Origin of the sequence: Pseudomonas brassicacearum (assembly GCF_003732175.1) — a bacterium.
Taxonomy (GTDB): domain Bacteria; phylum Pseudomonadota; class Gammaproteobacteria; order Pseudomonadales; family Pseudomonadaceae; genus Aquipseudomonas; species Aquipseudomonas brassicacearum_G.
This window is the reverse complement of record NZ_MOBI01000018.1, coordinates 41816-67208: the sequence shown is the minus strand read 5'-3', so window position 1 is coordinate 67208 and position 25393 is coordinate 41816. Positions and strand designations below refer to the sequence as shown.

Genomic DNA, 25393 nt, shown 5'->3' with positions numbered 1-25393 from the left:
TCCATATCAACTCATTTTAGAATTTTATTCTGATTTTATTCCATGCCCGCATGCAGGCTTCATCTCAATCGCCTGATGGCGCTCGAAACTCAGCCGTGCAGCGTCTAGAACGCGGGTGGTCGCCAGTGCATCGCGGGCCTCGACCGGCAGTGGGCCGCCGCTTTGCAACGCAGTTTGCAGCTGTAAATAGAACTGATTCCAGCAACCACGCTCAGACGGAACCCGTTCGCGCTCCTCACCGTGCTCGAACCAGCCCCAGCGTCGATGCTCTTCAACACCCCAGCGATCACCTTCGGATTTTGGTGTTAGCCCGGCCAGCGCCAAGGCCTCTTGCCCGTCCAGCCCGTCGACGCTGTAGCAACCTGCCGTGCCGTTGACCCGAAAACGCGGCCCGGGATTGTTTTGCAGGCAACTGCCACTCAAGTGCGAGATCACGCCATTGGCATGGGTCAGCGAAAGGAAAAAACCGTTGTCGAACAGCTGGTCCTGATTGAGGTAGTCCAGTTCGGCGTAGACCCGTGTCACCGGCCCGAACAATTGCAGCGCCTGATCCACCAGATGACTACCCAGATCGCGCAGGAATCCACCCCCGTTGCCCTTGCCCACCGACTGCGGCGAATAGCGTTCTACGCTGGACTCAAAGCGCGTGACCTGACCCAGTGCTCCGGATTCGACGAGTTTGCGTACCGTGAGAAAGTCCGAATCCCAGCGCCGGTTCTGATAAACGCTGAGCGGGACCTTGCGAAGCTCGGCAGCGGTCACCAGAGCTTCGGCCTGCTGTGCATCAGCAGCGAAGGGTTTGTCGCAGACCACCGCTACCCCGTACTCAATCGCTTCGAGCACCAGCGCCGCCCGCCCCTCCAGCGTGGTAGAAATCACCAGCACATCAACCCCGGCGTCCACCAACTGGCCAATGCTGTCGAAAGCCGGGACGCCGGGGTATTCAGCCGCCAATAGCTGACGGCGCTCGGGGGAGCGCGTGACCACACCAACAAAAGTCGCCGCCGGCAAGCTGCTGATCAACGGCGCATGGAAAAACCGGCCACCGTGGCCGTAACCGACAAGTCCGATTCGCATGAAGCTTTCCTTTGATCGTTCCCACGCTCTGCGTGGGAATGCCGCCATGGACGCTCTGCGTCCGCTCTGAATGTGACGCGGAGCGTCACGGGATGCATTCCCACGCGGAGCGTGGGAACGATCATTTGAAGCACAACTCGCGGGTCACGCGCTCCAGCATCATCCGGTTGGACTCGTCCGGGCGATCTTCCCAGGCGAACACCGAGACCGTGGCGATACCGTCGAACCTGATCTCGCGCAGGGTGCTGAAGAACGCTTCCCAGTCGACCTCGCCCTGCCCGATGTCCAGATGCTGGTGCACGGTGGCCGTCACGCCCGGCGGGTTGACGATGTAGCGCAGCCCCGACGAAGCCTTGTGGTTGTAGGTGTCGGCGATGATCAGGTGGCTGAGTTTGGAGCCCGCGTACTTGAGCATCGAGGCGATGTCGCCTTTGCCGTCGTCGTAGAAGAAGGTGTGCGGCGCCGCATAGAGGTAGTTGATCCAGTCGCGATCAAGACCGCGAATGATGTCGACCGACTCGTTATTACGCTCGCAAAAATCATAGGGGTGCGCCTGGATATCGAGCTTGATGCCTTCACGTTCGAACTCGGGAATCAGTTCGTCCATGGAGCGCATGAACTGATTTTCACAGACCAGCGGGTTGTCCGACTGCCCGGTGAATTCGGTGTTGACCAGTTCGCAGTCCATCTCGACAGCGATCTGGATTGCGCGCTTCCAGTTACGTACCGCCGCCACCCGCAAGCCTTCATCGGCGGCGGCCCAGTGGTACATCGGGAGCAAGGACGAGAGTTTTACCCCGGTGTCGCCCAGGGCTTTGCGAAACTCCTTGATCCGCGCCTTGTCGACGCGTGGGGCCTTGTAGAACGGCAGAAAATCTTCCCGGGGCGAGAGCTCGATGTGCTCGTAACCAAGTTCGGCGACCTTGTCGACCATCTTGCCCAGGGACAGAGTGCGGTACATGTAGGGGTCTAGTGCGATGCGCATTTTTCAGCTCTCCTCTCGTTCCCACGCTCTGCGTGGGAATGCATCCCGTGACGCTCCGCGTCACATCCTGGAGCGGACGCGGAGCGTCCATGGCGGCATTCCCACGCGGAGCGTGGGAACGATCATGTGGTTAGCCGTAGAAACGGGGGCGGTCTGGCAGTGCGACGTTGACGATCGCCCCGCTCTGCTGTGCTTCGATGCAGGCATCCGCCGCCACCGCCGCGGCAAAACCGTCCCAGGCCGACGGCCCACCGACTTGTCCGGCGCGCACGCCGTCGATGAACGCCTGCAACTCAACGTCGTAGGCAGCGATGAAGCGGTCCTTCCAGTCCATCAAAATCGCGTTGGACAGCTTGGCCCCGCTGCGCATCTGCACCTGCGACGGCTCCGGCAGCTTGGCGATGCCGGTCTCGCCGACCACTTCGCACTGAATGTCATAACCGTACTGGCAGTTAACGAAAACTTCGACGTCGATGCGCGTGCCCTTGGCGGTTTCCAGCAGGACGATTTGCGGGTCTTTCAGGTGGGCGTGGGCCTTGCTGGTCTTGCGCGGAAACACCACTTGTACCGACACGTAATCGTCATCGAGCAACCAACGCAGCACATCCAGTTCATGGATCAGCGTGTCGGTGATCGCCATGTCGGTCTTGTAGTTCTCACCCACAGTCGGGTTGCGGTGAGCGCAATGCAGCATCAGCGGCTCGCCGATCTGGCCGCTGTCGATCACCGCTTTGAGTGCTCGATAGCCCTCGTCGTACGGGCGCATGAAACCGACCTGCACCAGACGTTTGCCGTGGGCCACTTCTGCCTCGACGATCTTGCGGCAGCCCTCGGCGGTGACCGCCAGCGGCTTCTCGCAGAACACCGGTTTGCCCGCCGCAATCGCCGCCAGCACAAACTCTTCGTGGCTCGGCCCCCAGGAGGTGACCAGAATCGCTTCGACGTCCGGCGCCTTGATCAGCGCGTGGCCGTCCGGGTACACCTCGGCGGCCAGTTTCAGGTCAGCAACCACTTTGGCGGCCTGCTGCAGATTAATGTCGGTGACCGCCACTACCTGGCTGTTGAGCAGGGTCTGGCTGCAACGACGGATGTGATCCTGACCGATCGCGCCGGTGCCGATCACGCCCAGTTTTAAGGAATGAGAGAGCAAAGACATGTGAAGACTCCTGTTATGAGAACAGCGCAATCAGTACTGACGGGCCTTGGCCAGTCGTTCATTAAGGGTTTTGGCCACCGCATCGGTGCGCGCGCTGGTGGAGACTTGCGCCACGCCCACACGCCACCAGGACAGGTATTTGTGGATCATGGTCTTGGGCAGGACCTTGATGTCGATCAACGTCGACACCGTCTGCAACCGCGCATCAGCCAAGGCCGCTTGCAGTTGTTCGACGGTGTTGACCTTGTAGGTCTTGCAGCCATAAGCCGCCGCACTCATGGCGAAGTCCACCGGGACGAAACCGCCATCGAGCTTGCCGGTCTCAGGGTTGCGGAAGCGGAACTCAGTGCCGAAGCTGTCCATGCCGTGTTCCATCTGCAAGTTGTTGATGCAGCCGAAGGTCATGTTGTCGAGCAGGATCACGTTGATCTTGCGCCGCTCCTGGATCGAGGTGGCCAGCTCCGAATGCAGCATCATGTAGGAGCCGTCTCCCACCAGCGCGAAGACCTCGCGCATCGGTTCGGCGAGTTTCACCCCGAGGGCGGCATTGACCTCATAGCCCATGCAGGAATAACCGTACTCGACGTGATAGGTGTTCACGCCCTTGCTGCGCCAGCTGCGTTGCAAGTCGCCGGGCAAGCTGCCGGCAGCGGCGACGATCACTGCATCATCAGCCAGGGTTTCGTTCAACACGCCGAGGACACGGCTTTGGGTCAGGCAGGAACCGGTCAGCTCGATGAATTCGCGCAGCACCGCCGGGTCCATGCGGTCGTTGATTTCCGGGATGAAGTCCTGGGTCTGGTATTCGACCTGGTAGACCCGATCGACCTCTTCATCCAGTTGCACCTTGGCCTGATGCGGTTGATCGCCCCAACTTGAGCGGTAATCGGTCAAGGCTTCAGACAACGCCTGCAAGCCGGATTTAGCGTCGGCCAGCAACTGCACACCATCGAGCTTCAACGCATCGCAAGGGCTGATGTTCAGGTTGAGAAACTTCACCTCGGGGTGCTGGAACAGCCATTTCGACGATGTGGTGAAATCCGAGTAGCGGGTGCCGATGCCGATGATCAGATCGGCTTCCTTGGCCAGCAGGTTCGCGGCCAGGCAACCGGTTTCGCCAATCCCGCCGACGTTCAGCGGATGACTGGAAACCACCGCACTCTTGCCGGCCTGAGTCTCGGCGAAGGGAATGTCGAAACGTTCGGCAAACGCTTGCAACGCGGCATTCGCGCCCGAATATTTGACCCCGCCGCCGCAGATGATCAGCGGCTTGCGCTTGCCTTTGAGCAGCGCCACGGCTTCGCCAAGCATGGCTTCGGTGGCCGGGCGACGGTCGATGCGGTGCACGCGTTTTTGCAGGAAGTAATCGGGGTAATCATAGGCTTCGGCCTGCACGTCTTGCGGCAAGGCCAGCGTCACCGCGCCAGTTTCCGCCGGATCGGTGAGCACGCGCAAGGCGTGGATCGCCGCGCTCATCAGTTGCTCGGGACGGTTGATGCGGTCCCAGTATTTGCTGACCGCTTTGAAGGCATCGTTGGTGCTGATGCTCAGGTCGTGGAACTGCTCGATCTGTTGCAACACCGGGTCCGGTTGACGACTGGCGTAGACATCGCCCGGCAACAGCAGCAAGGGAATGCGGTTGGCGGTGGCCGTCGCCGCAGCGGTCAGCATGTTCGCCGCACCGGGGCCGACCGAGGAGGTGCAGGCGTAGATCTTGCGCCGCAGGTTCTGTTTGGCAAAACCAATGGCGGCGTGAGCCATGCCCTGCTCGTTGCGGCCCTGATGGACGATCAGGTCGCCGCTGTCCTGCTCCAGCGCCTGGCCGAGACCGAGCACATTGCCGTGGCCGAAAATAGTGAAGATCCCGGCGACGAATTTGCTTTGAACCCCATCGACCTCGACGTATTGGTTGTCGAGGAATTTCACCAGGGCCTGGGCCATGGTCAGTCGTGTTGTGGTCATGTGCGATCCTTCAATATACGAAGAAACCTTGTGGGAGCGAGCTTGCTCGCGATGACGGTTCTACATTCAACATCAATGGTTACTGTCACACCGCTATCGCGAGCAGGCTCGCTCCCACAGTTGTTCTTCATCAACCCGAAAGCTATGTCAGGTCAGGGCGTGTTTCAGGTGATCCATGCTCGCGCCGATTGCCTGGCGGATATCCGTCAGCCTGTGCACGCTGTCGGCAAACGGCTCGAACGACAGGTAGCCGCTGTAGCCGGTGCTGAGCAAGGTATCGATCTGTGCCGCGCTGCCAAGGATGTCGCCCTCGCCCACCAGCACCCGATGCCCATCGCGGATGGACGCCAGCGGCGCTTGCGCGTCCTCGACACCCGAGATGTGCACCAGCCCGGTCAGCTCAGGGAAAAACTCGTGTTCACTGGCCAGATGGTGGTGGAAGGTGTCATGCACCAGACGGAACACATCCAGCCCGCCAATAGACTTGATCGCATCCACTGCCGTACGTTTGCGCCGTAGCGAGCACTCTTCGAAACCCAGCGGTTCGATGAAACCGAGAATCCCGTATTCGCGCAGGATTGGTGCTAGCTCGCTCAATGCGGTGCGCAGGCCGGCGCTGCGTTCAGCTTCGTTGCGCGGGTCGGCGCGATCATTCAGCGGGCACATCACCAGTCCTTGCGCGCCGCAATCGCGGGCATAGGCGGCGAGTTTCAGGGCGTGCGCGCGGCGCTCGTCGTTCCACACATCGAACGGGTACAGCGCATTGATCGACAGCACCTTGATTCCATGTGTGGCGCACAACTCACGAACGTGTAAGGCCGGCGTGCCGTCTTCAATCTCGATGCCCTTCAGGTCATTGCGGATCTCTATGGCATCGGCTTTCAGGGTCACCGCCAGCTCAATGAATTCAGGCAGCGACAAACGTGGGGCGGCCATACGGTTCAGGGCGAAACGCAGGGGCTGGCTCATTATTCTTGTTCTCCGCACTCAAGTTGTTTATTTGGCAGTGGGCATGCTGAATTCAGGGCCTTTGGCGATGCTGTCCGGCCAGCGCTGCATGACGCTTTTGTAGCGGCTGTAGAAACGAATGCCTTCTTCGCCATAGGCATGGTGATCGCCGAACAACGAACGCTTCCAGCCACCAAACGAGTGCCAGGCCATCGGCACCGGAATCGGTACGTTGATGCCGACCATCCCGACCTTAATGGTGCGGGCAAACGCCCGGGCAATCCCGCCATCGCTGGTGAAGCAAGACACTCCATTGCCGAACTCATGGGCGTTGATCAGCGCCACGGCGCTGGCGAAATCCGGCACCCGGACGATGCCCAGCACCGGACCAAAGATTTCCTGCTGGTAGATGCTCATCTCGGTCGTGACCTTGTCGAACAGGGTCGCACCGACAAAGAAGCCATTCTCCGCACCCGGCACCTTGAAGCCGCGGCCATCGACGATCAGCTGCGCGCCCTGGGCCACGCCTTGATCGATGAAGCCTTCGACCTTGGCCTTGTGCTCGGCGGTGACCAGCGGCCCCATCTCGCTGTCGCCCTGCATACCGTTGCCGACCTTCAACTGATCGATGCGCGGCAGCAGTTTGGCAATCAGTTTGTCGCCAACATCACCTACCGCCACCGCAATCGAGATGGCCATGCAGCGTTCGCCGGCCGAGCCGAATGCAGCGCCAATCAACGCATCGGCGGCCTGATCCAGATCGGCGTCGGGCATCACGATCATATGGTTCTTCGCCCCGCCCAGCGCCTGCACGCGTTTGCCACGGGTTGTGGCTTGCTGGTGGATGTACTCGGCAATCGGCGTCGAACCGACAAACGAAATCGCTTCGATGTCCGGGTGCTGCAGCAAGGCGTCGACGGCGCTCTTGTCGCCCTGCACCACGTTGAACACACCGTCCGGCAAACCGGCTTCAGTGAGCAGACGCGCCATCAGCAAACTGGCCGACGGATCACGCTCCGAAGGTTTGAGGATGAAGCAATTGCCGGTGACCAGCGCCAGCGGAATCATCCACAACGGCACCATCACCGGGAAGTTGAACGGCGTGACCCCGGCGCAAACGCCCAGTGGCTGACGCAGGTTCCAGTTGTCGATGCCGCCACCGATGTTGTCGCTGAATTCGGTTTTCAGCAGGTTCGGCGCACCGCAGGCGTACTCGACGATCTCGATGCCACGAGTCACCTCACCCTTGGCATCGGTAAAGACTTTGCCGTGTTCGCGGCTGATGATTTCCGCCAGCTCATTGTGATGACGGTCGAGCAGTTCCTTGAACTTGAACATCACCCGCGAGCGGCGTAGCGACGATTGCTCGGACCAGGCTGGGAACGCCCGCAGCGCCGAAGCCACCGCTTCGTCGACGGTTTGCTGGCTGGCCAACCCGACCCGCGCCTGAATCGCACCAGTGGCCGGGTTGAACACATTGCTGAAGCGCTCACTGCCAGTGTCCTGCACCTGGCCGTTGAGGTAGTGGCCGATAACCGGGGCGTCACTCATTGTTTTTGTTCTCCAGTGCGTCTTCAGAATTCAGAGGTCCAGCAGCCAGCTGTGCCGCGGATCGTTGTGGAACTGCCAGACCCGTTTCGGGCCGGCCATGACGTTCAGGTAATACGACTCGTAACCGTAAGGCACGCTGACCGGGTGATACCCCTTGGGCACCACCACCAGATCGCTGTGTTCCACGGCCATGGCCTGATCGATGGAGCGGTCGTCGGTGTAGACCCGCTGGAACACGAAGCCTTGCGGCGGGTTGATCTGGTGGTAATAGGTCTCTTCGAGAAAGCTCTGGTGCGGCAGGTCGTCGGTGTCGTGTTTGTGCGGTGGGTAGCTCGACGAATGCCCGGACGGCGTGCGTACCTCCACCACCAGCAGCGAATGCGCAGGCTCGGTGTCGGGCAGGATGTCGCAGACGTAACGGGTGTTGGCGCCCTTGCCGCGTACGCTGCGCTTCATGCTGTCGGGGGTGATCAGCCGTGGGCCGATGCCTGTCGACGCCGAACCGGGAGCGGCGCACACGGCAATCTGTACATCGCTGAGGGCGACTACCTGCGCCTGGCTGCCGGGTGGCAGGTAAGCGGCGAACGGTGACTTGTCTTCGAACACCGATTGGCGGTCGCCGATGTTGTCCCAGTTGAACGCGCCCTGCCCTGGCGCTTCACCACTAACGTCAACCCGACCGCTGAGCAGCACCAGACACAATTCCTTGTCACCTGCGCTGACCGGCAAGGTTTCGCCGAGGCTCAGGCGGTAGGCGGCGAAACCGACGTATTCCAGCGCGCCGGCGGCCAACTCGACCATGGTCCGACCCTTGGCGTTGCTCTTGACCAGCAGGCTCATTGTCCGGTCCTCTGCTCGAGCAAGGCGCGCAAGGTCTCGTAACCTTTCTTGGCATAGGCGTAGCTCGGCGCGACGGCCGGATCCTGCTCGGCCTCGACCACCAGCCAGCCGTGATAATCGGCGGCCAGCAATACCTCGAGCAGCGCGGCAAAGTCGATATCACCGTCGCCCGGCACGGTGAAGGTGCCGTTGATGATGCAGTCCGGGAAGCTCCAGAGATTGTTGCGCGCCAGTTGCACCACCGGTTTACGCACGTCCTTGAAATGCACGTGGCAGATGCGCCCGATGTGTTTACGCAGCACCTCGAGCGGTTCGCCACCGCCCATGTAGCAATGGCCCGAATCGAACAGCAGCCCGACTTCGCTGCCGGTCAGGGACATCAGTTTATCGATGTCCGCCGGCGACTCGACGTAGGCACCCATGTGGTGGTGATACGCCAGGCGCACGCCCTGGGACAGGGTGAAGCGTGCCAGCTCAGTCAGTTTGTCGGCGTACTCCTGCCAGGCCTGCTCGGTGTGAAAACGCGGGCGTTCGACCAACGGAATCCGCTGGCCCTGAATCGAATCGGCGACTTCGCCGTAGACCAGCACCTTGGCGCCATTCTTCGACAGCAAGTCGACATGGCTGCCAATGGCCTCGATTTCTTCAGCCACCGAACGCCGGGCCAGGCGGCTGGAATACCAACCCGAGACCAGCGCCAGGTCGTAAGGCCGCAGCACATCGCCGACACCTTTGGCGTCCTTGGGGAATTTGCCGTTGAGTTCAAAACCTTCGTAGCCGATTTCCTTGCCTTCGCTCAGGGCAGTGCTCAGCGGTGTTTCCCCACCGAGGGCGGGCAGATCGTCGTTGCTCCAGGAAATCGGGTTGATGCCAATTCGGATAGCGGGCATGGCTGCACCTTTTATTGTTTTTACATAACCATTGAATGTGGCGATGAACCCTGTGGAAGCGAGCCTGCTCGCGATGGGGCCTTCAAGGGCGCCAAAAGCATCGCGAGCAGGCTCGCTCCCACAGGTATCGCATTTCAATCAAAAATCATCATCAGGCGCGGGCAGTGCGCCAGGCATTGATCAGTTCGACAAACGTGCCCTGCACTCTCTGGATCAGCGCTTCGTCATCGATCTCACCGGCCAGCCACGCTCGGCTCGGTTCCTGGAAAATCGTCCGGCCTACTGCAAACCCTCTGCAGGTCTTGCTTTGGCTCGCTTGCGCAAAACCTTCGGCCAGCGTTGCGGCTGGTGCATTGAGCCCCAGCAGCACCACGCCTCGGCAATAGGGATCGCGCTCCTGGATCAGCTCGTCGAGCTGTTTCCACTCCTCGCTGCTTTGCGCCTCGATCTTCCACCAGGACGGGAAAATGCCCAGGTTGTACAGGCGCTTGATCGCGCGATAGAGCACGTCCGGATGCGCTGACGGGAGATCCTTGGGCGGGATGATTTCCAGCAGCAACTCATGGCCGCTGACCTGCGCCGCCTGATACAGGCCCTTGATCTGCGCTTCCTGTTCCAGACGCAGCAGCGGTTCGTCGTCGGGATGAAACTGCACCAGGCACTTGATGATTTGTTCCTGCGGCCAGGCGATCAGATTGCTGCCGATCGAACGACCATGTTCGAAGGCCAGTGGCCGTGAACCCTGCACTTCCACCGGACGCGCCACCCACCAACCGCGACCGGTGGCGGCATTCAGCGAGTCCTGACCGAAACGCTGGTCAGCCAGCAGACCGACATCCGCCTCGATGCCTTGCCGACGCAGGTCTGCTTCGACCCGTTCCACAGCCCGGATGAACAACTGCTTGAGTTCGCAAATGCTGCTCAGGTCACGACCGCCCTTCTGCGCCAGTTCCACCAGTTGCCCGCGATGATCAAAGGCAAAAATGAACAGCTGCTTCCAGGCTTTGCGCGGCACGCTGACCTGATGCAGGCGTTGCAGCACCGCGTCCTGATCCGGCCGGGTGATCGGCACCGGGCTGTTGAACAGGTAATCCAGCTCGGCGCGGGTCGGCATCGCCGGGGCGCAGGCGTGGCGTGAAACCACCAGGCCGCCACAGGCATTGGCCAACTGGCAGCAGCGTTCATCGCTGGCCTCGATCAGCCAGCCGCTGAGAAAGCCCGACATGAACGCATCGCCAGCGCCGAGCACGTTGAGCACTTCGACCCGCACACCGGGATAAATCGCGCCGTCTTCGAGACGAACCGGAATCACCCCGTGAATCACCGTGCAGCCTTGCGGCCCGAGCTTGACCACCAGGGTCGCCGCCGTCAGAGCACGGACGTTGCGCAGTGCGCTCAACAAGTCCTCGCTGCCACCGGCAATCAGGAACTCCTCTTCGGTGCCGACGATCAGGTCGAAACGCGGGAGGATTTGCTGTACGTGCTGGCTAACCTGCTGGTCGGCGACGAAACGCGTTTCGCCATCCGCCTTGCCCGCCAGCCCCCAAAGGACCGGCCGGTAATCGATGTCGAGGATGCGTTTGACGTTGTGCTTTTCAGCGTACTCCAGTGCCTGGATGCTCGCCTTGTACACGCCGTCGGTAGAGAAATGGGTGCCAGTGATCAGCAAGGCTTTGCTGGAGGCGATAAAGGTTTCGCTGATGTCTTCGGCGCGCAGGGCCATGTCGGCACAGTTTTCGCGGTAGAACACCAACGGAAAGGTTTCGCGGTCCTTGAGGCCCAGCAAAACCATGGCGGTGAGGCGCTCAGGATCAACCTTGATGCCGCTGACGTCGCAACCTTCACGGGTCAGGGATTCAACCAGGAAGCGCCCCATGTGGTCGTCCCCCACCCGACTGAGCATGGCCGACTTCAGCCCCAACCGGGCCGTGCCGAAGGCGATGTTGGCGGACGAACCTCCGAGGTACTTGGCGAAGCTTGAGACATCCTCCAGCCGCGCACCGACTTGCTGCGCATAGAGGTCGACGCCAAGGCGCCCGAGGCAAATCAGATCCAATTGACGCCCACTGGCAAAACGAGTCTGGCCCATGCTGGCTCCTGTTATTTTTATCAGCCTGCGTTCGGGGCGGTGGTGGCGCCGAACACTCTTGGTGGATGCAGACTAAAACGTGTGGCGCCGACAAATCAATATTTATTCCAATAAATTTTTACGTGGAATATTTTTTCCAATAAACTTTTACAGAAGCACTCCAGACACCGTGCATCGTTTCAGCACATGCCTGGCTGACCCACGGCTCAAGATTTTATTCATGCCTACCCTGTAGACTGCGCACAGCCAACCTATTGTCATGGGCAACGCTTCACCGAGCGGCCCAATAAGAACAAGCCAGAAGGATTATTTATGTCCCGCACCGATCAGCCGGCTACCGCCGAGACCACGCCGCAAAGCGACCTCGCCAGCCCTCCGATCAATGCCGAACGCTTGCTGCAGCTCATCACCAACGAATACGAAAGCCTGCCGCGGCAGCTCAAACGCATCGCCAGCTACATGAGCCAGCAGAGCGACCGGATCATGGTCGATCGCATCAGCGACATCGCCCGCGAATGCGAAGTACACCCTTCGGCCATCGTGCGTTTCTCCCAGCGCTTTGGCTTCAGCGGTTTCAGCGAAATGCAGGCGTTGTTTCGCGAGGCGTACACCCACAAGACCACGCCGGTGCAGAACTACCAGCAGCGCATTCGCAGCATGATCGCCAACAAATCGCAGAAGGCCAGCGGCGGCGATCTGGCGCGCGAGTGCATCAACGCCACGCTGTCAGGCATCGAACGCCTGGGCCTGGAACTGGATGACCAGTCCTTCGAGAAAGCCGTGGACCTGGTGGTGAATGCCGACAACATCTACGTGGTCGGGGTGCGGCGCTCGTTCGCGGTGGCCGATTACCTGGTGTACAACCTGCAGCACACCAACAAGCGCATTCACCTGGTCTCGGGACTCGGCGGCAGCTACCGCGAGCAAATGCGCAGCGTACGGGCCAATGACCTGGTGATCGCCATCAGTTTTACGCCGTACGGCAAGGAAACCCAGCACTGCCTGCGCATCGCCCAGCATCATCAGGCGAAAACCCTGATCATCACCGACAGCAACTTGTCACCGCTGGCCAAACGGGCGAACACGGTACTGCTGGTCAATGAAGGTTCCTCGTTTGCATTCCGCTCCTTGAGTGCGACCTTGTGCCTGTGCCAGGCGCTGTTCATCGCCGTGGCCTATCGCCTGGAGCTGAAGATGGATGAGATTCACGAGCAGGTCGGGTTCGAGGACTGACCCTCACCGCCATGATGGGTATGGGTGTGGGCCTGCAATGAGCCCGGCACCCCGGCGCGAAGCAGCCCGCCGCCCTCGATCCAGGTCAGGGTCGACAGATAAGCGCGCTGCAGCAATTGATCGGTCTGGGTGAAATCGAATACCGAGATCCCCAGCGGACACAGCGGCGCGACCACATGAATCGCCGCTCGCGGTGAATACAGCTCAATGTCGCGCACCAGTTGACGCATGCTCATCAGGTTCAACGTGTGCAGCGCCAACGCCACCAGCCCCGCTGGCGGACGGGGGCAGTCACAGCCAAAACCGGTCGGCACCACCACAACTCGCGTTGCACCCAGGTACACCGCGCTGGCAATCGGCGTATTACTGGCCACGCCGCCGTCGATCAACAGCTTGTCGCCGATCTGCACACACGGAAACACCAATGGAATCGCCGCACTGGCCAGCAACGCTTGCTCGACACTGCCGCTGGACAGCAGTTCTTCGGCGCCGGTGAGCAAATTGGTGGTGACGATGTACAGCGGCAATTCGGTGTCTTCGATCTGCTTGAAAGGCAACGCCCGACGCACCAAATGCTCCAGTGCCACAGACTGCAACAGAAAACCTCTGCGCCGAAAAATCGCCGACAAACTGTCGAGCAGCGAAAACGGAAACACATCGGCCTTGCGCAATCCTCGCCAGAAGTCCGCCAGCTCGGCCACCCCTTGCGCACTCGGTCGCGCAGCAAAGTACGCACCGTTGATGGCGCCGACCGATGCACCGATCACCAGGTCGAACGACACGCCCGCTTCGACCAGCGCCTGCAACATGCCGACCTGAACCGCACCGAGGCTGCCGCCACCGGCAAGGACGAGCGCAGTTTTTTCGGCGGGCATGACAGACCTCCAGAAACATCCGGGCACTTAGACTCTCAAGCATAGCGGCTGAGCCCGAGTGCACTGGCAAAGGTCATGGGTTTGCAGCTAAATTGGCGGCGCACTGTCTACGCATTATCAAAGGAGCTGTACATGAAGCTGATCGGAATGCTCGATTCACCTTATGTAAGACGCGTCGCCATTAGCCTGAAATCGCTGGACATCCCGTTCGAGCACGCCTCGGTGTCGGTGTTCCGGCAGTTTGCGCAGTTCCAGCAGATCAACCCGGTGGTCAAGGCCCCGACGCTGGTGCTGGACAACGGCGAAGTGCTGATGGATTCGACCTTGATCATCGACTACCTGGAAGCCTTGAGCGGACCGGACAAGAGCCTGATGCCCGCACAACTGGACCAGCGCGTGCGTTCATTGCGGCTGATCGGCCTGGCCCTGGCGGCCTGCGAGAAGTCGGTGCAGATCTATTACGAGCGCACTTTGCGACCCGCCGAGAAACAGCATGAACCGTGGCTGGAACGCGTCAGCGGACAATTGTTGGCGGCGTATTCGGCGCTGGAAGAGGAGTTGGACAAGCAGCCGCTGAAGACCGACGGCGCCCTCGACCAGGCGGGCATCACCCTCGCCGTGGCCTGGAGCTTCACCAATCTGGTGGTGCCGGATCAGGTCAGTGACGCGCAGTTCCCGAAAATCCGCGCGTTCACTGCCTACGCCGAACAGCTGCCGGCGTTCGTCAGCACACCGATTACCTGAAGACGTCCGCCTGACGTGTAGGCGCCTGGCTCGCCAATAATGGCATCCGTGAGACCGCTAAACCTCAAATCAACCCCATCGCCACCCGCTGCACCAGCCCATCGGCATGGCAGATCACCCGGTTACGCCCGGTGGTCTTGGCGGCATACAGCGCCTCATCGGCATCGTTGAGCCATTGCAGGGCTTCAGTGTGCATCGGGTCGAACGCAGCCAGGCCGATGCTCAAGCTTACTTTCAACGCCGGATTCTGCTCATAGCCCAGCCCCGAAAACCGATCGCGCAACGCGTCCATCGCCTGGGCGGCGTGGGCCAGCGGCACGTCGGGCAGGATCACGCAGAACTCGTCGCCGCCATAACGCCCGGCGACGTCACTGGCGCGCAGGTTTTGTTTGAGGACTTTGCTCAATTGACGCAACACGATATCGCCAGCCACATGGCCGTAAGTGTCGTTGATGGTTTTGAAGTGGTCGATGTCGATCAAGGCAATCGCACCGCCCCGCTGCTGGCGCTGACAACGCTGGAACTCGACCTCCAGCGCATCTTTCCAGGCGCCGTGGTTCAACAGCCCGGTGAGGCTGTCGGTGCGACTCAGGGCCAGCAGTTCGCGTTTGTGTTTGCCCAGCGTGTGGGCCTGACGAAAGCAGATCCAGCCCAGCACCAAGGGGTAAAACGTCAGCAACGGCAAACAGGCATACAACTGAACAGGGCTGGTTTGCGGGATGAACACGGGAAAGAAGATCAGCAACCCGACACCCATGCCCAGCAACTGAGCCACCGTGCCGACAAGTAGAAAACGCAGGCCTCCAATGGCGACGTTGTTCATCGCCATCATCGACAACGTGGCAGTGCTGGGCAAGGGGTTGAACTGCATGGCAGCGACCCAGAATCCGCCCATGAACGCGTCGATCAAGATATTGCGGTGTTCGGCGTGATAAGGCGTGTGCGAGCGGCGCGCCCATTGATAGGCCAGGTGCGGCCAGATAAGGCCATTGAACAGCATCAGCGCCACCAGCCAATGCGGAGGATTGAGTGGAATGATCGCCGCGCCCACGCAGAGCAGGCCCAGGACCAACCCCAGGATTCGCGACGTGTAGAGCCTCCTTGCCAGTGAAAGTCCCTTTCCTCCGTTTTGGTGCATAGGGGGACAAAGCTCCTCTTCACTACTGACCTGAAACTTCGAGTAACTCAGACAGGGATGTCTGGAAGTCTATCAGGGCGAGATCAAATAGCCATCACCGCCTGGCGGCCCGAAATAGCCCTGTCGGCAGGCCCACTGTCGAAATTTTGACTATAAATGACAAGGGACCCGCATCGACATTGATTGCCGTTCCCATGAAAAACCGGCAGCTGCCGAAGGCTGCGTTCAGCAGCGGCTACGGACTGTGTGAGAGTTGTCATCCCATGAACATCCTCTACGACGAACGCATCGACGGTGCCCTGCCCCCGGTCGACAAGGAAGCCTTGCTCAACGCCTTGCACGAGCAGCTGCCGGAACTGGACATTCTCTACCGCGAAGAAGAACTCAAACCCTACGAGTGCGACGGGCTCTCGGCCTATCGAACCACGCCGATGCTGGTACTGCTGCCGCGTTATGTCGAGCAGGTTCAAGCCGTGCTCAAACTCTGCCATGCCCATCGGGTGCCCGTGGTGGCGCGTGGTGCCGGCACCGGGTTATCCGGAGGCGCGCTGCCATTGGAAAAAGGCGTGCTGCTGGTGATGGCGCGCTTCAACCAGATCCTGCACATCGACCCCGCCGCCCGCACTGCACGGGTTCAGCCAGGGGTACGCAACCTGGCGATTTCCCAGGCCGTCGCACCGTTTGGCCTGTATTACGCGCCGGACCCGTCCTCGCAGATCGCCTGCTCGATTGGCGGCAATGTCGCGGAAAACGCCGGTGGCGTGCACTGCCTGAAATACGGCCTGACCGTCCACAATGTGCTGAAACTGGAAGTGCTGACGATTGAAGGCGAACACCTGACCTTGGGCGCGGACGCGTTGGACTCCGCGGGGTTTGACCTGTTGGCGCTGTTCAACGGTTCCGAGGGATTGCTGGGCATCATCACCGAAGTCACGGTCAAACTGCTGCCCAAACCGCAGGTGGCCAAAGTACTACTGGCAAGTTTCGACTCCGTGGAAAAAGCCGGACGCGCCGTGGCCGAGATTATCGCCGCCGGGATCATCCCCGCAGGTCTGGAGATGATGGACAACCTGGCCTTGCGCGCCGCCGAAGACTTCGTTCACGCCGGTTACCCGGTGGATGCCGAGGCGATTCTGCTGTGTGAGCTCGATGGCGTCGAAGCCGATGTACGCGATGATTGCCTGCAGGTTCGCGCCGTGCTGGAACGGGCCGGCGCCAGTGAAGTGCGCCAGGCGCGTGACGAGGCGGAACGGGTGAAGTTCTGGGCCGGACGCAAAGCGGCGTTCCCGGCGATCGGGCGCTTGTCGCCGGATTACTACTGTATGGACGGCACCATCCCACGACGCGAGTTACCTCGGGTGCTCAAGCGGATTGCCGAACTGGCCAGTGAATACGGCTTGCGAGTGGCCAACGTGTTTCATGCCGGCGACGGCAACATGCACCCGCTGATCCTGTTTGACGCCAACCAGCCCGGCGAGCTGGAACGCACCGAAGCCCTCGGCGGCAAAATCCTCGAACTCTGCGTCAAGGTTGGCGGCAGTATCACCGGCGAGCACGGTGTCGGTCGCGAGAAAATCAATCAGATGTGCGCGCAGTTCAACAGCGACGAGCTGACGGTGTTTCACGCAGTCAAAGTCGCGTTCGACGCCAAAGGCCTGCTCAATCCCGGCAAGAACATTCCCACCCTGCACCGCTGTGCCGAGTTCGGCGCCATGCATGTCCACGGCGGGCAACTGCCCTTCCCTGAACTGGAGCGTTTCTGATGCGGGCCGAACAGGACCGGGACGCCAGCACCGAGTTACTGGAGCAGATCAACCAGGCCCGGGAGAACGCCACGCCGTTGCGCATTCAAGGCGCCAGCAGCAAAGCCTTCCTCGGCCGCGAGGTGGCTGGCGAGGTGCTCGACACCCGCGTCCATCGCGGCATCGTCAGCTATGACCCGACCGAATTGGTGATCACCGCCCGCTGCGGCACTCCGCTAAGGGAATTGCTGGCGGCGCTGGATGCGGCCGGGCAAATGCTCCCTTGTGAACCGCCCTCCTTCGGTGAGGACGCCACGGTCGGCGGCATGATCGCCTCGGGGCTATCGGGTCCGCGTCGCCCGTGGGCCGGTTCAGTGCGTGACTTTGTGCTCGGCACCCGGCTGATCACCGGCAACGGTAAACAGCTGCGCTTTGGCGGTGAGGTGATGAAAAACGTTGCCGGTTATGACCTGTCGCGGTTGTTGACTGGCAGCTTCGGCTGCCTCGGCGTAATCACCGAAGTCTCGCTCAAGGTCCTGCCCAAACCGCGCCAGTGCCTGAGCATCAGCCTGGAACTCGACAACGCCCGAGCCTTGAGCAAACTCGCCGAATGGGGCCAGCAACCGCTGCCCATCAGAGCAGCATGCCATGACGGCCGGCAACTGCACCTGCGGCTGGAGGGCGGTGAAGGTTCGGTCAGCGCCGCCCACCAGCGCCTCGGTGGCGAGGTGCTGGACGCTCAATACTGGCAGGCACTGAATGAACAACAGCTGGCGTTTTTCGACGAAGGGCTGCCGTTGTGGCGTTTGTCATTGCCGAACAACATCGGCCCACTGACGCTGCCCGGCGAACAGCTGATCGATTGGGCCGGGGCGCAACGCTGGTTGAAATCCGAGGCGCCGGACATCCAGTCACTGGCCGCGGATCTGGGCGGCCATGCCACCTGCTACAGCCACGGTATCAGCGACAGCCCGTTCCAGCCGTTGGCGCCGGCGCTGTTGCGCTATCACCAACAGCTCAAGGCCCAACTCGACCCTCAGGGGTTGTTCAACCCTGGCCGGATGTACGCGGAGTTCTGAAACATGCAGACCACCCTCAGCGATCAGGCCAAACGCCTGCCCCGCGCGGCAGAAGCCGAAAGCATTCTGCGCACCTGTGTGCATTGTGGGTTCTGCAACGCTACCTGCCCGACCTATCAGCTGCTTGGCGATGAACTGGACGGTCCGCGCGGGCGTATCTACCTGATCAAGCAAGTGCTCGAAGGCCACCCCGCCACCGCCCAGACCCAATTGCACCTGGACCGCTGCCTGTCGTGCCGCGCCTGTGAAACCACCTGCCCGTCCGGGGTCGATTATCACAACCTGCTGGACATCGGCCGCGCTGTCGTCGATCAGGCAGTGCCGCGCTCGGCAAGTCAGCGCCTGTTGCGTCAGGGCTTGCGGGCGATGGCGCCGAACCCTGGACTGTTCAAAGCCTTGTTGCAGATCGGTGCAACCTTCCGCCCGCTGATGCCGCGTGACCTAGAAGCCAAACTGCCGCACGACGTGCCGCCAGCGGGAGAATGGCCAACCACCGTGCATGCGCGAAAAGTGCTGATGCTCGAAGGCTGTGTGCAGCCGGGTTTGTCGCCGAACACCAACACCGCCGCGGCGCGGGTGCTGGATCGACTGGGGATCAGCGTCACCCCCGTCACTCAGGCCGGATGCTGCGGGGCGCTGGACTATCACCTTGATGCTCAGGAACAGGGGCTCAACCGCGCCCGCCAGAACATCGACGCCTGGTGGCCCGCGCTGGAAAACGGCGCCGAAGCCATTGTACAAACCGCCAGCGGCTGCGGGGCGTTCATCAAGGACTACGGCCATTTGCTCAAGACCGATCCGGCCTACGCGGTCAAAGCCAAGCGGGTCAGCGAGATGAGCAAGGACCTGGTGGAGATCCTGCGCAACGAACCCTTGGAGCGAGTGTGCGCGGCCACTGAACGACGCATCGCCTTCCACTGCCCGTGCACCTTGCAGCACGCGCTAAAACTCGGCGGTGCAGTCGAAGAACTACTGACCCGCCTCGGTTTCAACCTCACCAGCGTACCCGACAGTCATCTGTGTTGCGGCTCTGCCGGCACCTACTCATTGACCCAGCCGGTGCTCGCCCGGCAACTGCGCGACAACAAGCTCAACGCTCTGGAAAGCGGCCGGCCGGAGCTGATCGTCACTGCCAACATCGGTTGCCAGAGCCACCTCGCCAGCGCCGGACGGACGCAGGTCAGACATTGGATCGAGCTGGTGGATCAGATGTTGCGCTGAACGCAGCAGTCGTTTGCAGAATGAAGTTCAGAAGAAACTTCGTTTGTCAGCGTCGCCTGTGCCGAACAGAATCGGCCTACTCCACTGTCACTGCGCCGGGATTCGTGTTTATGAGCAACCACAACGTCGTCAGCCCAGACCTGATCCGCCAACGCTTCTCGCGAGCGATGTCAGACATGTACCGCGAAGAAGTGCCGCTGTATGGCGCCTTGATGGAACTGGTGGCGCAGACCAACGCCCAGGTGCTCGACAGCGACCCGGCGATTGCCCGACAGTTACGCAGCACAGGCGAAATCGAGCGCCTGGACCTCGAACGCCACGGGGCGATCCGCGTCGGCACCGCGCAAGAGCTGGCGACCCTCTGCCGCTTGTTCGCAGTGATGGGCATGCAACCGGTCGGCTATTACGACCTGACGCCGGCCGGGGTGCCGGTGCATTCCACGGCGTTCCGCGCCGTGCATGAAAGCTCATTGCAGGTCAGCCCGTTCCGCGTATTCACCTCGCTGCTGCGTCTGGAACTGATCGAAAACCCCGAGCTGCGCGCCTTTGCCGAATCGGTACTGGCCAAGCGTTCGATTTTCACCGCGCAGGCGCTGAAGCTGATCGAGCAGGCCGAACAACACGGCGGACTCAACGAACAGCAAGCCGAGGATTTCGTCGAACAGGCTCTGGAAACCTTCCGCTGGCACCACCACGCCACCGTCACCGCTGCGCAATACCAGCAACTCAGCGCCCAGCATCGGTTGATTGCCGACGTGGTCGCCTTCAAAGGCCCGCACATCAACCACCTGACGCCGCGCACGCTGGACATCGACATTGTGCAGGCGAAGATGCCCGAACACGGCATCACCCCCAAAGCGGTGATCGAAGGCCCACCGCGCCGCCAGTGCCCAATCCTGCTGCGCCAGACCAGTTTCAAAGCGCTGGACGAGCCGATTGCGTTCACCGATCAGCAGCAGGCTCATGGCAGCCACAGCGCTCGTTTCGGTGAAATCGAACAACGCGGCGCCGCGCTGACACCTGAAGGCCGCGCACTCTACGACCGCCTGCTCAACGCCGCCCGCTTTGATCTCAACGACTTCCCCAACGAAGCCAACGCGGCGCGCTACAACCGCCTGATGGAAGAGCATTTCAAGGCATTCCCGGACAGCTACCGCGAAATGCGCGAGCAAGGCCTGGCCTACTTCCGCTACTTCGTCACCGAAAAAGGCCTGGCGGCTGATAGCGACGAATTGGGGGCCGTGTCGTTGCAAGGCTTGCTCAACGCCGAATTCATTCGCGCAGAGCCACTGGTGTACGAAGATTTTCTGCCGGTCAGCGCGGCGGGGATCTTCCAGTCGAACCTTGGCGATGCGGCGCAAACCCACTACGCCGAGCATTCGAACCGGCAGGCGTTTGAACAAGCATTGGGGCGGTCGACTATTGATGAACTGGCGTTGTATGCCGATACGCAGCGGCGCTCGATTGAGGAGTGCTGTGCAGCGCTCAATCTGCCGCGGCTGAGCTGATAAGTCGGCGGATAATGCAATATAGGGTTGTCAGCTATTACTTGAGCGTCTGACGTCGACAAAGCCCCGGCAAATCGGGACACATTTATTGCCGTGGATACCTTAGTCTATAAATCCGTCCCGATGCTCAGTGATCCCTACCGTTGAAATCCGACCTCGCTGCCCCACCCAAGAAATCGGCCCACACCTGCCCTTCTCCTCTTCCACACGATCTGGTCGCCGCTATCCAGAATGTCTATGAACCCGCTGGCATGACGGTGACGCAATCAGCGCTATGCGAAGCCGAGAGTACCGAGTACGGCGCCGCGCGTTTTGGTCTCGACGGCCGCACGATTGTTTTTCGTGTGGCGAAGACCACGCCGACCAAGGTTGGACAGTTCGTTACTTTATGGAAGCGACCAACGCCAGGCAGTGTCATTGCGCCGCTCGACAGTGCCGATGGCGTAGCCTTTGTGGTGGTGAGCGTGTGCGATGCGACGCATCGCGGGCAGTTTGTGTTCGACCCGCAGATATTGGCCTCCAAGGGCATCCTGTCGCTCAACGGGAAAGGCGGAAAGCGCGCTATCCGCGTCTATCCGCCGTGGGTCCAACCCGTCGCGAAAGACGCGGTGAGGACGCAGCACTGGCAGCTTCGGTACTTCCTGCCGTTTGATCACAACGGCAACGCCGATGCCGAGCAGGTGCGTCGACTCTTTGGCCTGAATACGTAGGGCTTCGGAAGTTTCCTGCACGCTGTAGCGGTTTTGGTGAACTTGTGCCGAATGGGTCACACGGATAGTGTTCGCCGGTCGCTGCAAAATCAGTGACAAGGGTGTGGAAGCCCTTCAAAACATCTAGGTGCACAAGCGCCTCTAAATTCAAGCAGGCGCTTTTCCTTGATTCAGTTTTAGGAACAAGCCAATGAAAAAGATCACCCCCAATCGCCCCGCCCCTGTCAGCTCTATCTTCGCCCTCCCCCCCGACGTCGACACCGAAACCCTGCTGATCCACACCTCCGAAACCCTCGCCTCGCTCAACGCCATGGCCACCGACCTGGCCTTTGAACTCGAAGGCTCGCGTCGCAGCGTGGCGTTGGCGATTCAGCAGTTGGCTGTGCTGGCCGAATTGATGGTGAACCGGACGCTGGAACACCTCGATACGCCGGGTGCGGCATCCGGCGTTCGTCACTGAGTGTTCAGGTTCGTTTATCCAATGGAGGTACTGCCATGGCTCGCGTTAATACCCGTCAGTTAATGCAAATCTTTGGTCTGGCGGGCATTTGTGGCGAGGGGGCTTGCCCCCGCCGGCCGGTCCGCGCTCGGGCGAAGCAGTCGTAAAATCGACCGATGTATTTTTTCTGATGCAATTCGATCACCGATTTTAGGGCCGCTTCGCGACCCAGCGGGGGCAAGCCCCCTCGCCACAGGTTCTGCGTGTTGGCGTCGTAATGAAAATGGGCGACCTTGGCTTTAATGACGCTCAATCAAGTGAACGCAATGTTCGAAACGGCAGAGATCCAATGTGGGAGCAAGCTCGCTCCCACACTGGACTTGCTTCGTTTTACAGAATCCATTTCCTTGGCTGACCGTTATCAAACCCTGGGGTCACCCATTTTTTCTGCGTTGCAACGACCCTCCCCCTCACTTCGCCCCACTGACAATGATCTTCCCAACCATCTGCGGGTGCAGTGCGCAGTAGTATTCAAACGTCCCCGGCGTATTGAACTGATAGGAAAACTTGTCGTTGGTATCGAGCGCCGGTGAATGGAACACCTTGTGGGTTTCCATCACCGTATGGACCGTTTGATCGTCGTTGACCCAGGTCACGGTGGTGCCCACCGCTACCGTCACGTCCTTGGGAGCAAACATGAATTCCTTGATATCGATTTTGGTCCCTTCTGCCCACGCCGGTATCGACACCATCAAGCAACCCAAGACCACTACACGCAGTAAATGCTTCATGTCAGCGCATCCCCTATACGAGTGTCGAATCGATCAATGCCAACGGATGATCGCCCTGCGTCGCCTTGACCTCGGTAATCCCCAGGTAGTTGCGCAGTTGATCGGCCGCCACGGTCATCGGTCCCGGTGCTGGCGCAGCACCGGGTGCGGGTTGCGGGTAAGCCGTGCCGCGTGCGGTGTGGAAGGTGATGTTGCCCTCGACTTTCTGGATGACCTGATGGATATGGCCATTGAGCACCGTCACCGAACCGTATTTGCGCAGCATGGCGATGGCCTGATCGCCGTCTTCGGTGCCCCAGCCCCATGGCTGGTAGATCGTCCACAATGGAATGTGGGTGAACACCACAACGGGTGTGCTGGTGCTCACCGCCTTTAAATCATCCTGCAGCCAGGCCAGTTGCTCGGCACCGAGCGTGGCCTCGTGGCCCGCCTGGAAGTTGAAGACGTTGACCAGCGCGATGAAGTGCACGCCGTGGTCGTCGAAGCTGTACCAGCCATTGCCTTTGGTGCCTTTGCCATAGCGCTCGAGGTAGAGCTTGCCGCCGCCTTCATCGAGGGTGTCGTGCTCGCCCGGTATGTAGTGCACGGTTGAAGGCAGGCCTTTGAGCAGATGCGCGGCGGTGTCGAATTCCTCCGGTTTCGATAGGTGGGTGATGTCGCCCGTGTGAAGGATCAGCGAAGGCCGTTTCGGCAGCGCGATGACTTTGTCGATGGCCACCTGCAAGGTCTTCGTCGGATCGGGGTTGGCTTCCTTGTTGAAGCCGATGTGCGAGTCGCTGATTTGCACAAAGTGGAAGGTGCTGGCCAGCGCTTTCGGGTCCGATAGCGTGCCGTCGTCACTCAGGGCGAACGCACGGGGAATGCCGCCGCTCAATGCCCAGATGACACCGGCGCCCGCCCACGCCGAGCACTTGAGCAGGTTTCTGCGGTCGGGGTCCAGGGGGCCGTCTGTACGTTTTTCATGGGTTGCCGAACGAATGTTCATGGGAACGCCCTCGTAGCGGTCTACATTGATGAACTGACAGGATGTACAACCGAGCCGGTCGGGGTTTTATTCCCGGGAAAAAAATATTTTTCATTCCGGGAATAAAACGCAGCGTATCCGGGTTATAGGGGGCGAAGGCTGGGGCACTATGAAGCGATTTGAGGAGCTGCTTGCACCGCATATGGATGCCGCTTACAACCTCGCGCGCTGGCTCACCGGCAGTGACAGCGCGGCACATGATGTGGTGCAGGAAAGTGCGTTCAAGGCGTTTAAATTTCTGCATCGCTTTGCGGACGGCAACGCCAAGGCCTGGTTCCTGACGATCGTACGCAACGAGAGTTACAACTGGCTAAAGGGCTCGGCCAGCCATCGTTGGGTCGCCATTGGCGATGAAATCTCGCAAGACAACTTTGCCCTGAGCCACAGCCAGACACCGGAACTGCTCGCCATGCAGGCCGAAGACGCTGCACGGGTTCAGCAGGCACTGCGCACCCTGCCCCCGGCCTTCCGCGAAATGATCGTCCTCAAGGAATTGGAGGACATGCCTTACAAGGACATCGCGAAGGTGGTCGACATACCTCTGGGAACCGTCATGTCGAGACTGGCCCGGGCTCGCGCCATGCTCAAGCTGGAACTACTGAAGTTGCAAGACCATGAATGAGATCAACTGCACGGTCTGCCACGAATTGATTCATGGCTACCTGGACCATGAACTGGATGCAACGATCACTGCGAACGTTGCCGAACACCTGTCGCAATGCGCCGACTGCCAACGCGTGCATAACGAAATGCAACGGCTGATCACTAGCGTCAAGGCCCATGCGCCGTATTACGCGGCGCCCGATGCGCTGATTCAACAGGTCTTCGCCAATCTCCCGTCACCGTCTCCCTGGCAAGCGTTGAGAGACGCCTCGCGAAAGTGGCTGGCGCCGGCTTTTTCCGCGGTCGCGCTGGCCATGGCACTGGTGTTGTATATAGCCACGCCTTCGCCTGAGCAACCGTGGCTGGAGGAAGCGGTGTCCAGCCATGTGCGCTCGCTGATGGCTGAGCACCTGAACGATGTCGTGTCCTCCGACCGGCACACGGTCAAGCCCTGGTTTACCGGCAAGCTGGACTTTTCGCCGCCGGTGTTCGACTTCTCGGCACAGGGTTTCCCTTTACTCGGCGGGCGCCTGGATTACCTGCAACACCAGACGACCGCTGCGCTGTCTTACGGGCGGGCGAAGCACATCATCAACGTGTTCATTGTGCCGACGACAGAAACCGATCAGTCCCGGAAAAGCCAGTCCATTCGCGGCTACAACGCGGTCGCGTGGCAACACAATCACATGCGTTTTATCGTGATATCCGATCTGGAAAAAACCGAACTGGAAGTCTTCAGCCGGTTGCTTGAACAGGGTGCTTTTTAACGAGAGGCGTTACTTGAAGGC

22 protein-coding genes and 1 pseudogene are annotated in these 25393 nt (G+C 60.5%); 10 read left to right on the top strand and 13 right to left on the bottom strand.

The genetic code is table 11. The features are described from left to right. Positions 1-24: 24 nt before the first annotated feature. From BK658_RS17435 to BK658_RS17385, 9 genes are all read right to left on the bottom strand, one after another. Positions 25-1077: a Gfo/Idh/MocA family protein gene (locus BK658_RS17435; RefSeq protein WP_123583355.1), complete on the bottom strand. Its 1053-nt coding sequence runs from the start codon at positions 1075-1077 to the stop codon at positions 25-27. Between the two features lie 121 nt (positions 1078-1198). Beyond that, positions 1199-2062: a sugar phosphate isomerase/epimerase family protein gene (locus BK658_RS17425; RefSeq protein ID WP_123583353.1), complete on the bottom strand. Its 864-nt coding sequence runs from the start codon at positions 2060-2062 to the stop codon at positions 1199-1201. A gap of 130 nt (positions 2063-2192) precedes the next feature. Continuing rightward, complete coding sequence (iolG, locus tag BK658_RS17415) at positions 2193-3218, bottom strand: bifunctional inositol 2-dehydrogenase/D-chiro-inositol 1-dehydrogenase (RefSeq protein WP_123583352.1); 1026 nt, start codon at positions 3216-3218, stop codon at positions 2193-2195. 30 nt (positions 3219-3248) lie between these two features. Beyond that, positions 3249-5180 carry a 3D-(3,5/4)-trihydroxycyclohexane-1,2-dione acylhydrolase (decyclizing) gene (iolD, locus tag BK658_RS17410; protein WP_123583351.1) on the bottom strand — a complete coding sequence of 644 codons (1932 nt, stop codon included), beginning with the start codon at positions 5178-5180 and terminating at the stop codon, positions 3249-3251. Between the two features lie 147 nt (positions 5181-5327). Next, positions 5328-6149, bottom strand: coding sequence for a TIM barrel protein (locus BK658_RS17405; RefSeq protein ID WP_123583350.1), 822 nt, complete (start codon positions 6147-6149; stop codon positions 5328-5330). 27 nt (positions 6150-6176) lie between these two features. Continuing rightward, complete coding sequence (locus tag BK658_RS17400) at positions 6177-7679, bottom strand: CoA-acylating methylmalonate-semialdehyde dehydrogenase (protein ID WP_123583349.1); 1503 nt, start codon at positions 7677-7679, stop codon at positions 6177-6179. A 30-nt stretch (positions 7680-7709) separates the two neighbouring features. After that, positions 7710-8519 (bottom strand): 5-deoxy-glucuronate isomerase, encoded by an 810-nt coding sequence (gene iolB / locus BK658_RS17395; RefSeq protein ID WP_123583348.1) that lies wholly within the window; start codon positions 8517-8519, stop codon positions 7710-7712. Then, positions 8516-9409, bottom strand: a complete 894-nt coding sequence (gene iolE / locus BK658_RS17390; protein WP_123583347.1) for a myo-inosose-2 dehydratase — start codon at positions 9407-9409, stop codon at positions 8516-8518. Before iolE ends, iolB begins: the two co-directional genes overlap by 4 nt. A 151-nt stretch (positions 9410-9560) precedes the next feature. Next, positions 9561-11498, bottom strand: coding sequence for a bifunctional 5-dehydro-2-deoxygluconokinase/5-dehydro-2-deoxyphosphogluconate aldolase (locus BK658_RS17385; RefSeq protein ID WP_123583346.1), 1938 nt, complete (start codon positions 11496-11498; stop codon positions 9561-9563). A gap of 312 nt (positions 11499-11810) precedes the next feature. On the opposite strand from BK658_RS17385, the gene BK658_RS17380 reads away from it, so the two are divergent. Next, entirely contained in the window at positions 11811-12731 is a 921-nt protein-coding gene (locus tag BK658_RS17380; RefSeq protein WP_054596731.1) for a MurR/RpiR family transcriptional regulator, read from the top strand. Here the strand turns inward: BK658_RS17380 and BK658_RS17375 are convergent. Then, positions 12704-13606, bottom strand: coding sequence for a patatin-like phospholipase family protein (locus tag BK658_RS17375; RefSeq protein ID WP_123583345.1), 903 nt, complete (start codon positions 13604-13606; stop codon positions 12704-12706). The genes BK658_RS17380 and BK658_RS17375 overlap by 28 nt on opposite strands. Before the next feature lie 132 nt (positions 13607-13738). Between BK658_RS17375 and BK658_RS17370 the strand changes: the two genes are divergently transcribed. After that, positions 13739-14350 carry a glutathione S-transferase gene (locus BK658_RS17370; protein WP_123583344.1) on the top strand — a complete coding sequence of 204 codons (612 nt, stop codon included), beginning with the start codon at positions 13739-13741 and terminating at the stop codon, positions 14348-14350. Between the two features lie 64 nt (positions 14351-14414). Here BK658_RS17370 and BK658_RS17365 read toward each other — a convergent pair whose 3' ends face one another. Beyond that, positions 14415-15488, bottom strand: coding sequence for a diguanylate cyclase (locus BK658_RS17365; RefSeq protein ID WP_123583343.1), 1074 nt, complete (start codon positions 15486-15488; stop codon positions 14415-14417). A 263-nt stretch (positions 15489-15751) separates the two neighbouring features. On the opposite strand from BK658_RS17365, the gene glcD reads away from it, so the two are divergent. From glcD to BK658_RS17335, 6 genes and pseudogenes are all read left to right on the top strand, one after another. Continuing rightward, positions 15752-17251, top strand: a complete 1500-nt coding sequence (gene glcD / locus BK658_RS17360) for a glycolate oxidase subunit GlcD (RefSeq protein WP_123583379.1) — start codon at positions 15752-15754, stop codon at positions 17249-17251. Then, positions 17251-18309 carry a glycolate oxidase subunit GlcE gene (glcE, locus tag BK658_RS17355; protein ID WP_123583342.1) on the top strand — a complete coding sequence of 353 codons (1059 nt, stop codon included), beginning with the start codon at positions 17251-17253 and terminating at the stop codon, positions 18307-18309. Before glcD ends, glcE begins: the two co-directional genes overlap by 1 nt. 3 nt (positions 18310-18312) lie before the next feature. After that, positions 18313-19530: a glycolate oxidase subunit GlcF gene (gene glcF / locus BK658_RS17350; protein WP_123583341.1), complete on the top strand. Its 1218-nt coding sequence runs from the start codon at positions 18313-18315 to the stop codon at positions 19528-19530. A 110-nt stretch (positions 19531-19640) separates the two neighbouring features. Then, positions 19641-21038, top strand: a complete 1398-nt coding sequence (hglS, locus tag BK658_RS17345; protein WP_185019847.1) for a 2-oxoadipate dioxygenase/decarboxylase HglS — start codon at positions 19641-19643, stop codon at positions 21036-21038. Positions 21039-21181: 143 nt separating this feature from the next. Further along, positions 21182-21748 (top strand): MepB family protein, encoded by a 567-nt coding sequence (locus BK658_RS17340; protein ID WP_259740098.1) that lies wholly within the window; start codon positions 21182-21184, stop codon positions 21746-21748. Positions 21749-21953: 205 nt separating this feature from the next. Beyond that, positions 21954-22208: pseudogene (locus BK658_RS17335) on the top strand (DUF6124 family protein); the annotation flags it as partial. Positions 22209-22657: 449 nt separating this feature from the next. Here BK658_RS17335 and BK658_RS17330 read toward each other — a convergent pair. Together BK658_RS17330 and BK658_RS17325 are read right to left on the bottom strand one after the other, a co-directional pair. Beyond that, entirely contained in the window at positions 22658-22978 is a 321-nt protein-coding gene (locus BK658_RS17330) for a plastocyanin/azurin family copper-binding protein (RefSeq protein ID WP_123583337.1), read from the bottom strand. A gap of 13 nt (positions 22979-22991) precedes the next feature. Then, complete coding sequence (locus BK658_RS17325) at positions 22992-23963, bottom strand: metallophosphoesterase family protein (protein WP_123583336.1); 972 nt, start codon at positions 23961-23963, stop codon at positions 22992-22994. Positions 23964-24111: 148 nt separating this feature from the next. On the opposite strand from BK658_RS17325, the gene BK658_RS17320 reads away from it, so the two are divergent. Further along, positions 24112-24624 carry a sigma-70 family RNA polymerase sigma factor gene (locus tag BK658_RS17320; protein ID WP_123583335.1) on the top strand — a complete coding sequence of 171 codons (513 nt, stop codon included), beginning with the start codon at positions 24112-24114 and terminating at the stop codon, positions 24622-24624. Continuing rightward, on the top strand, positions 24617-25372 hold the full coding sequence (locus BK658_RS17315; RefSeq protein ID WP_123583334.1) for an anti-sigma factor family protein: 756 nt from the start codon (positions 24617-24619) through the stop codon (positions 25370-25372). Before BK658_RS17320 ends, BK658_RS17315 begins: the two co-directional genes overlap by 8 nt. Positions 25373-25393: the final 21 nt, after the last annotated feature.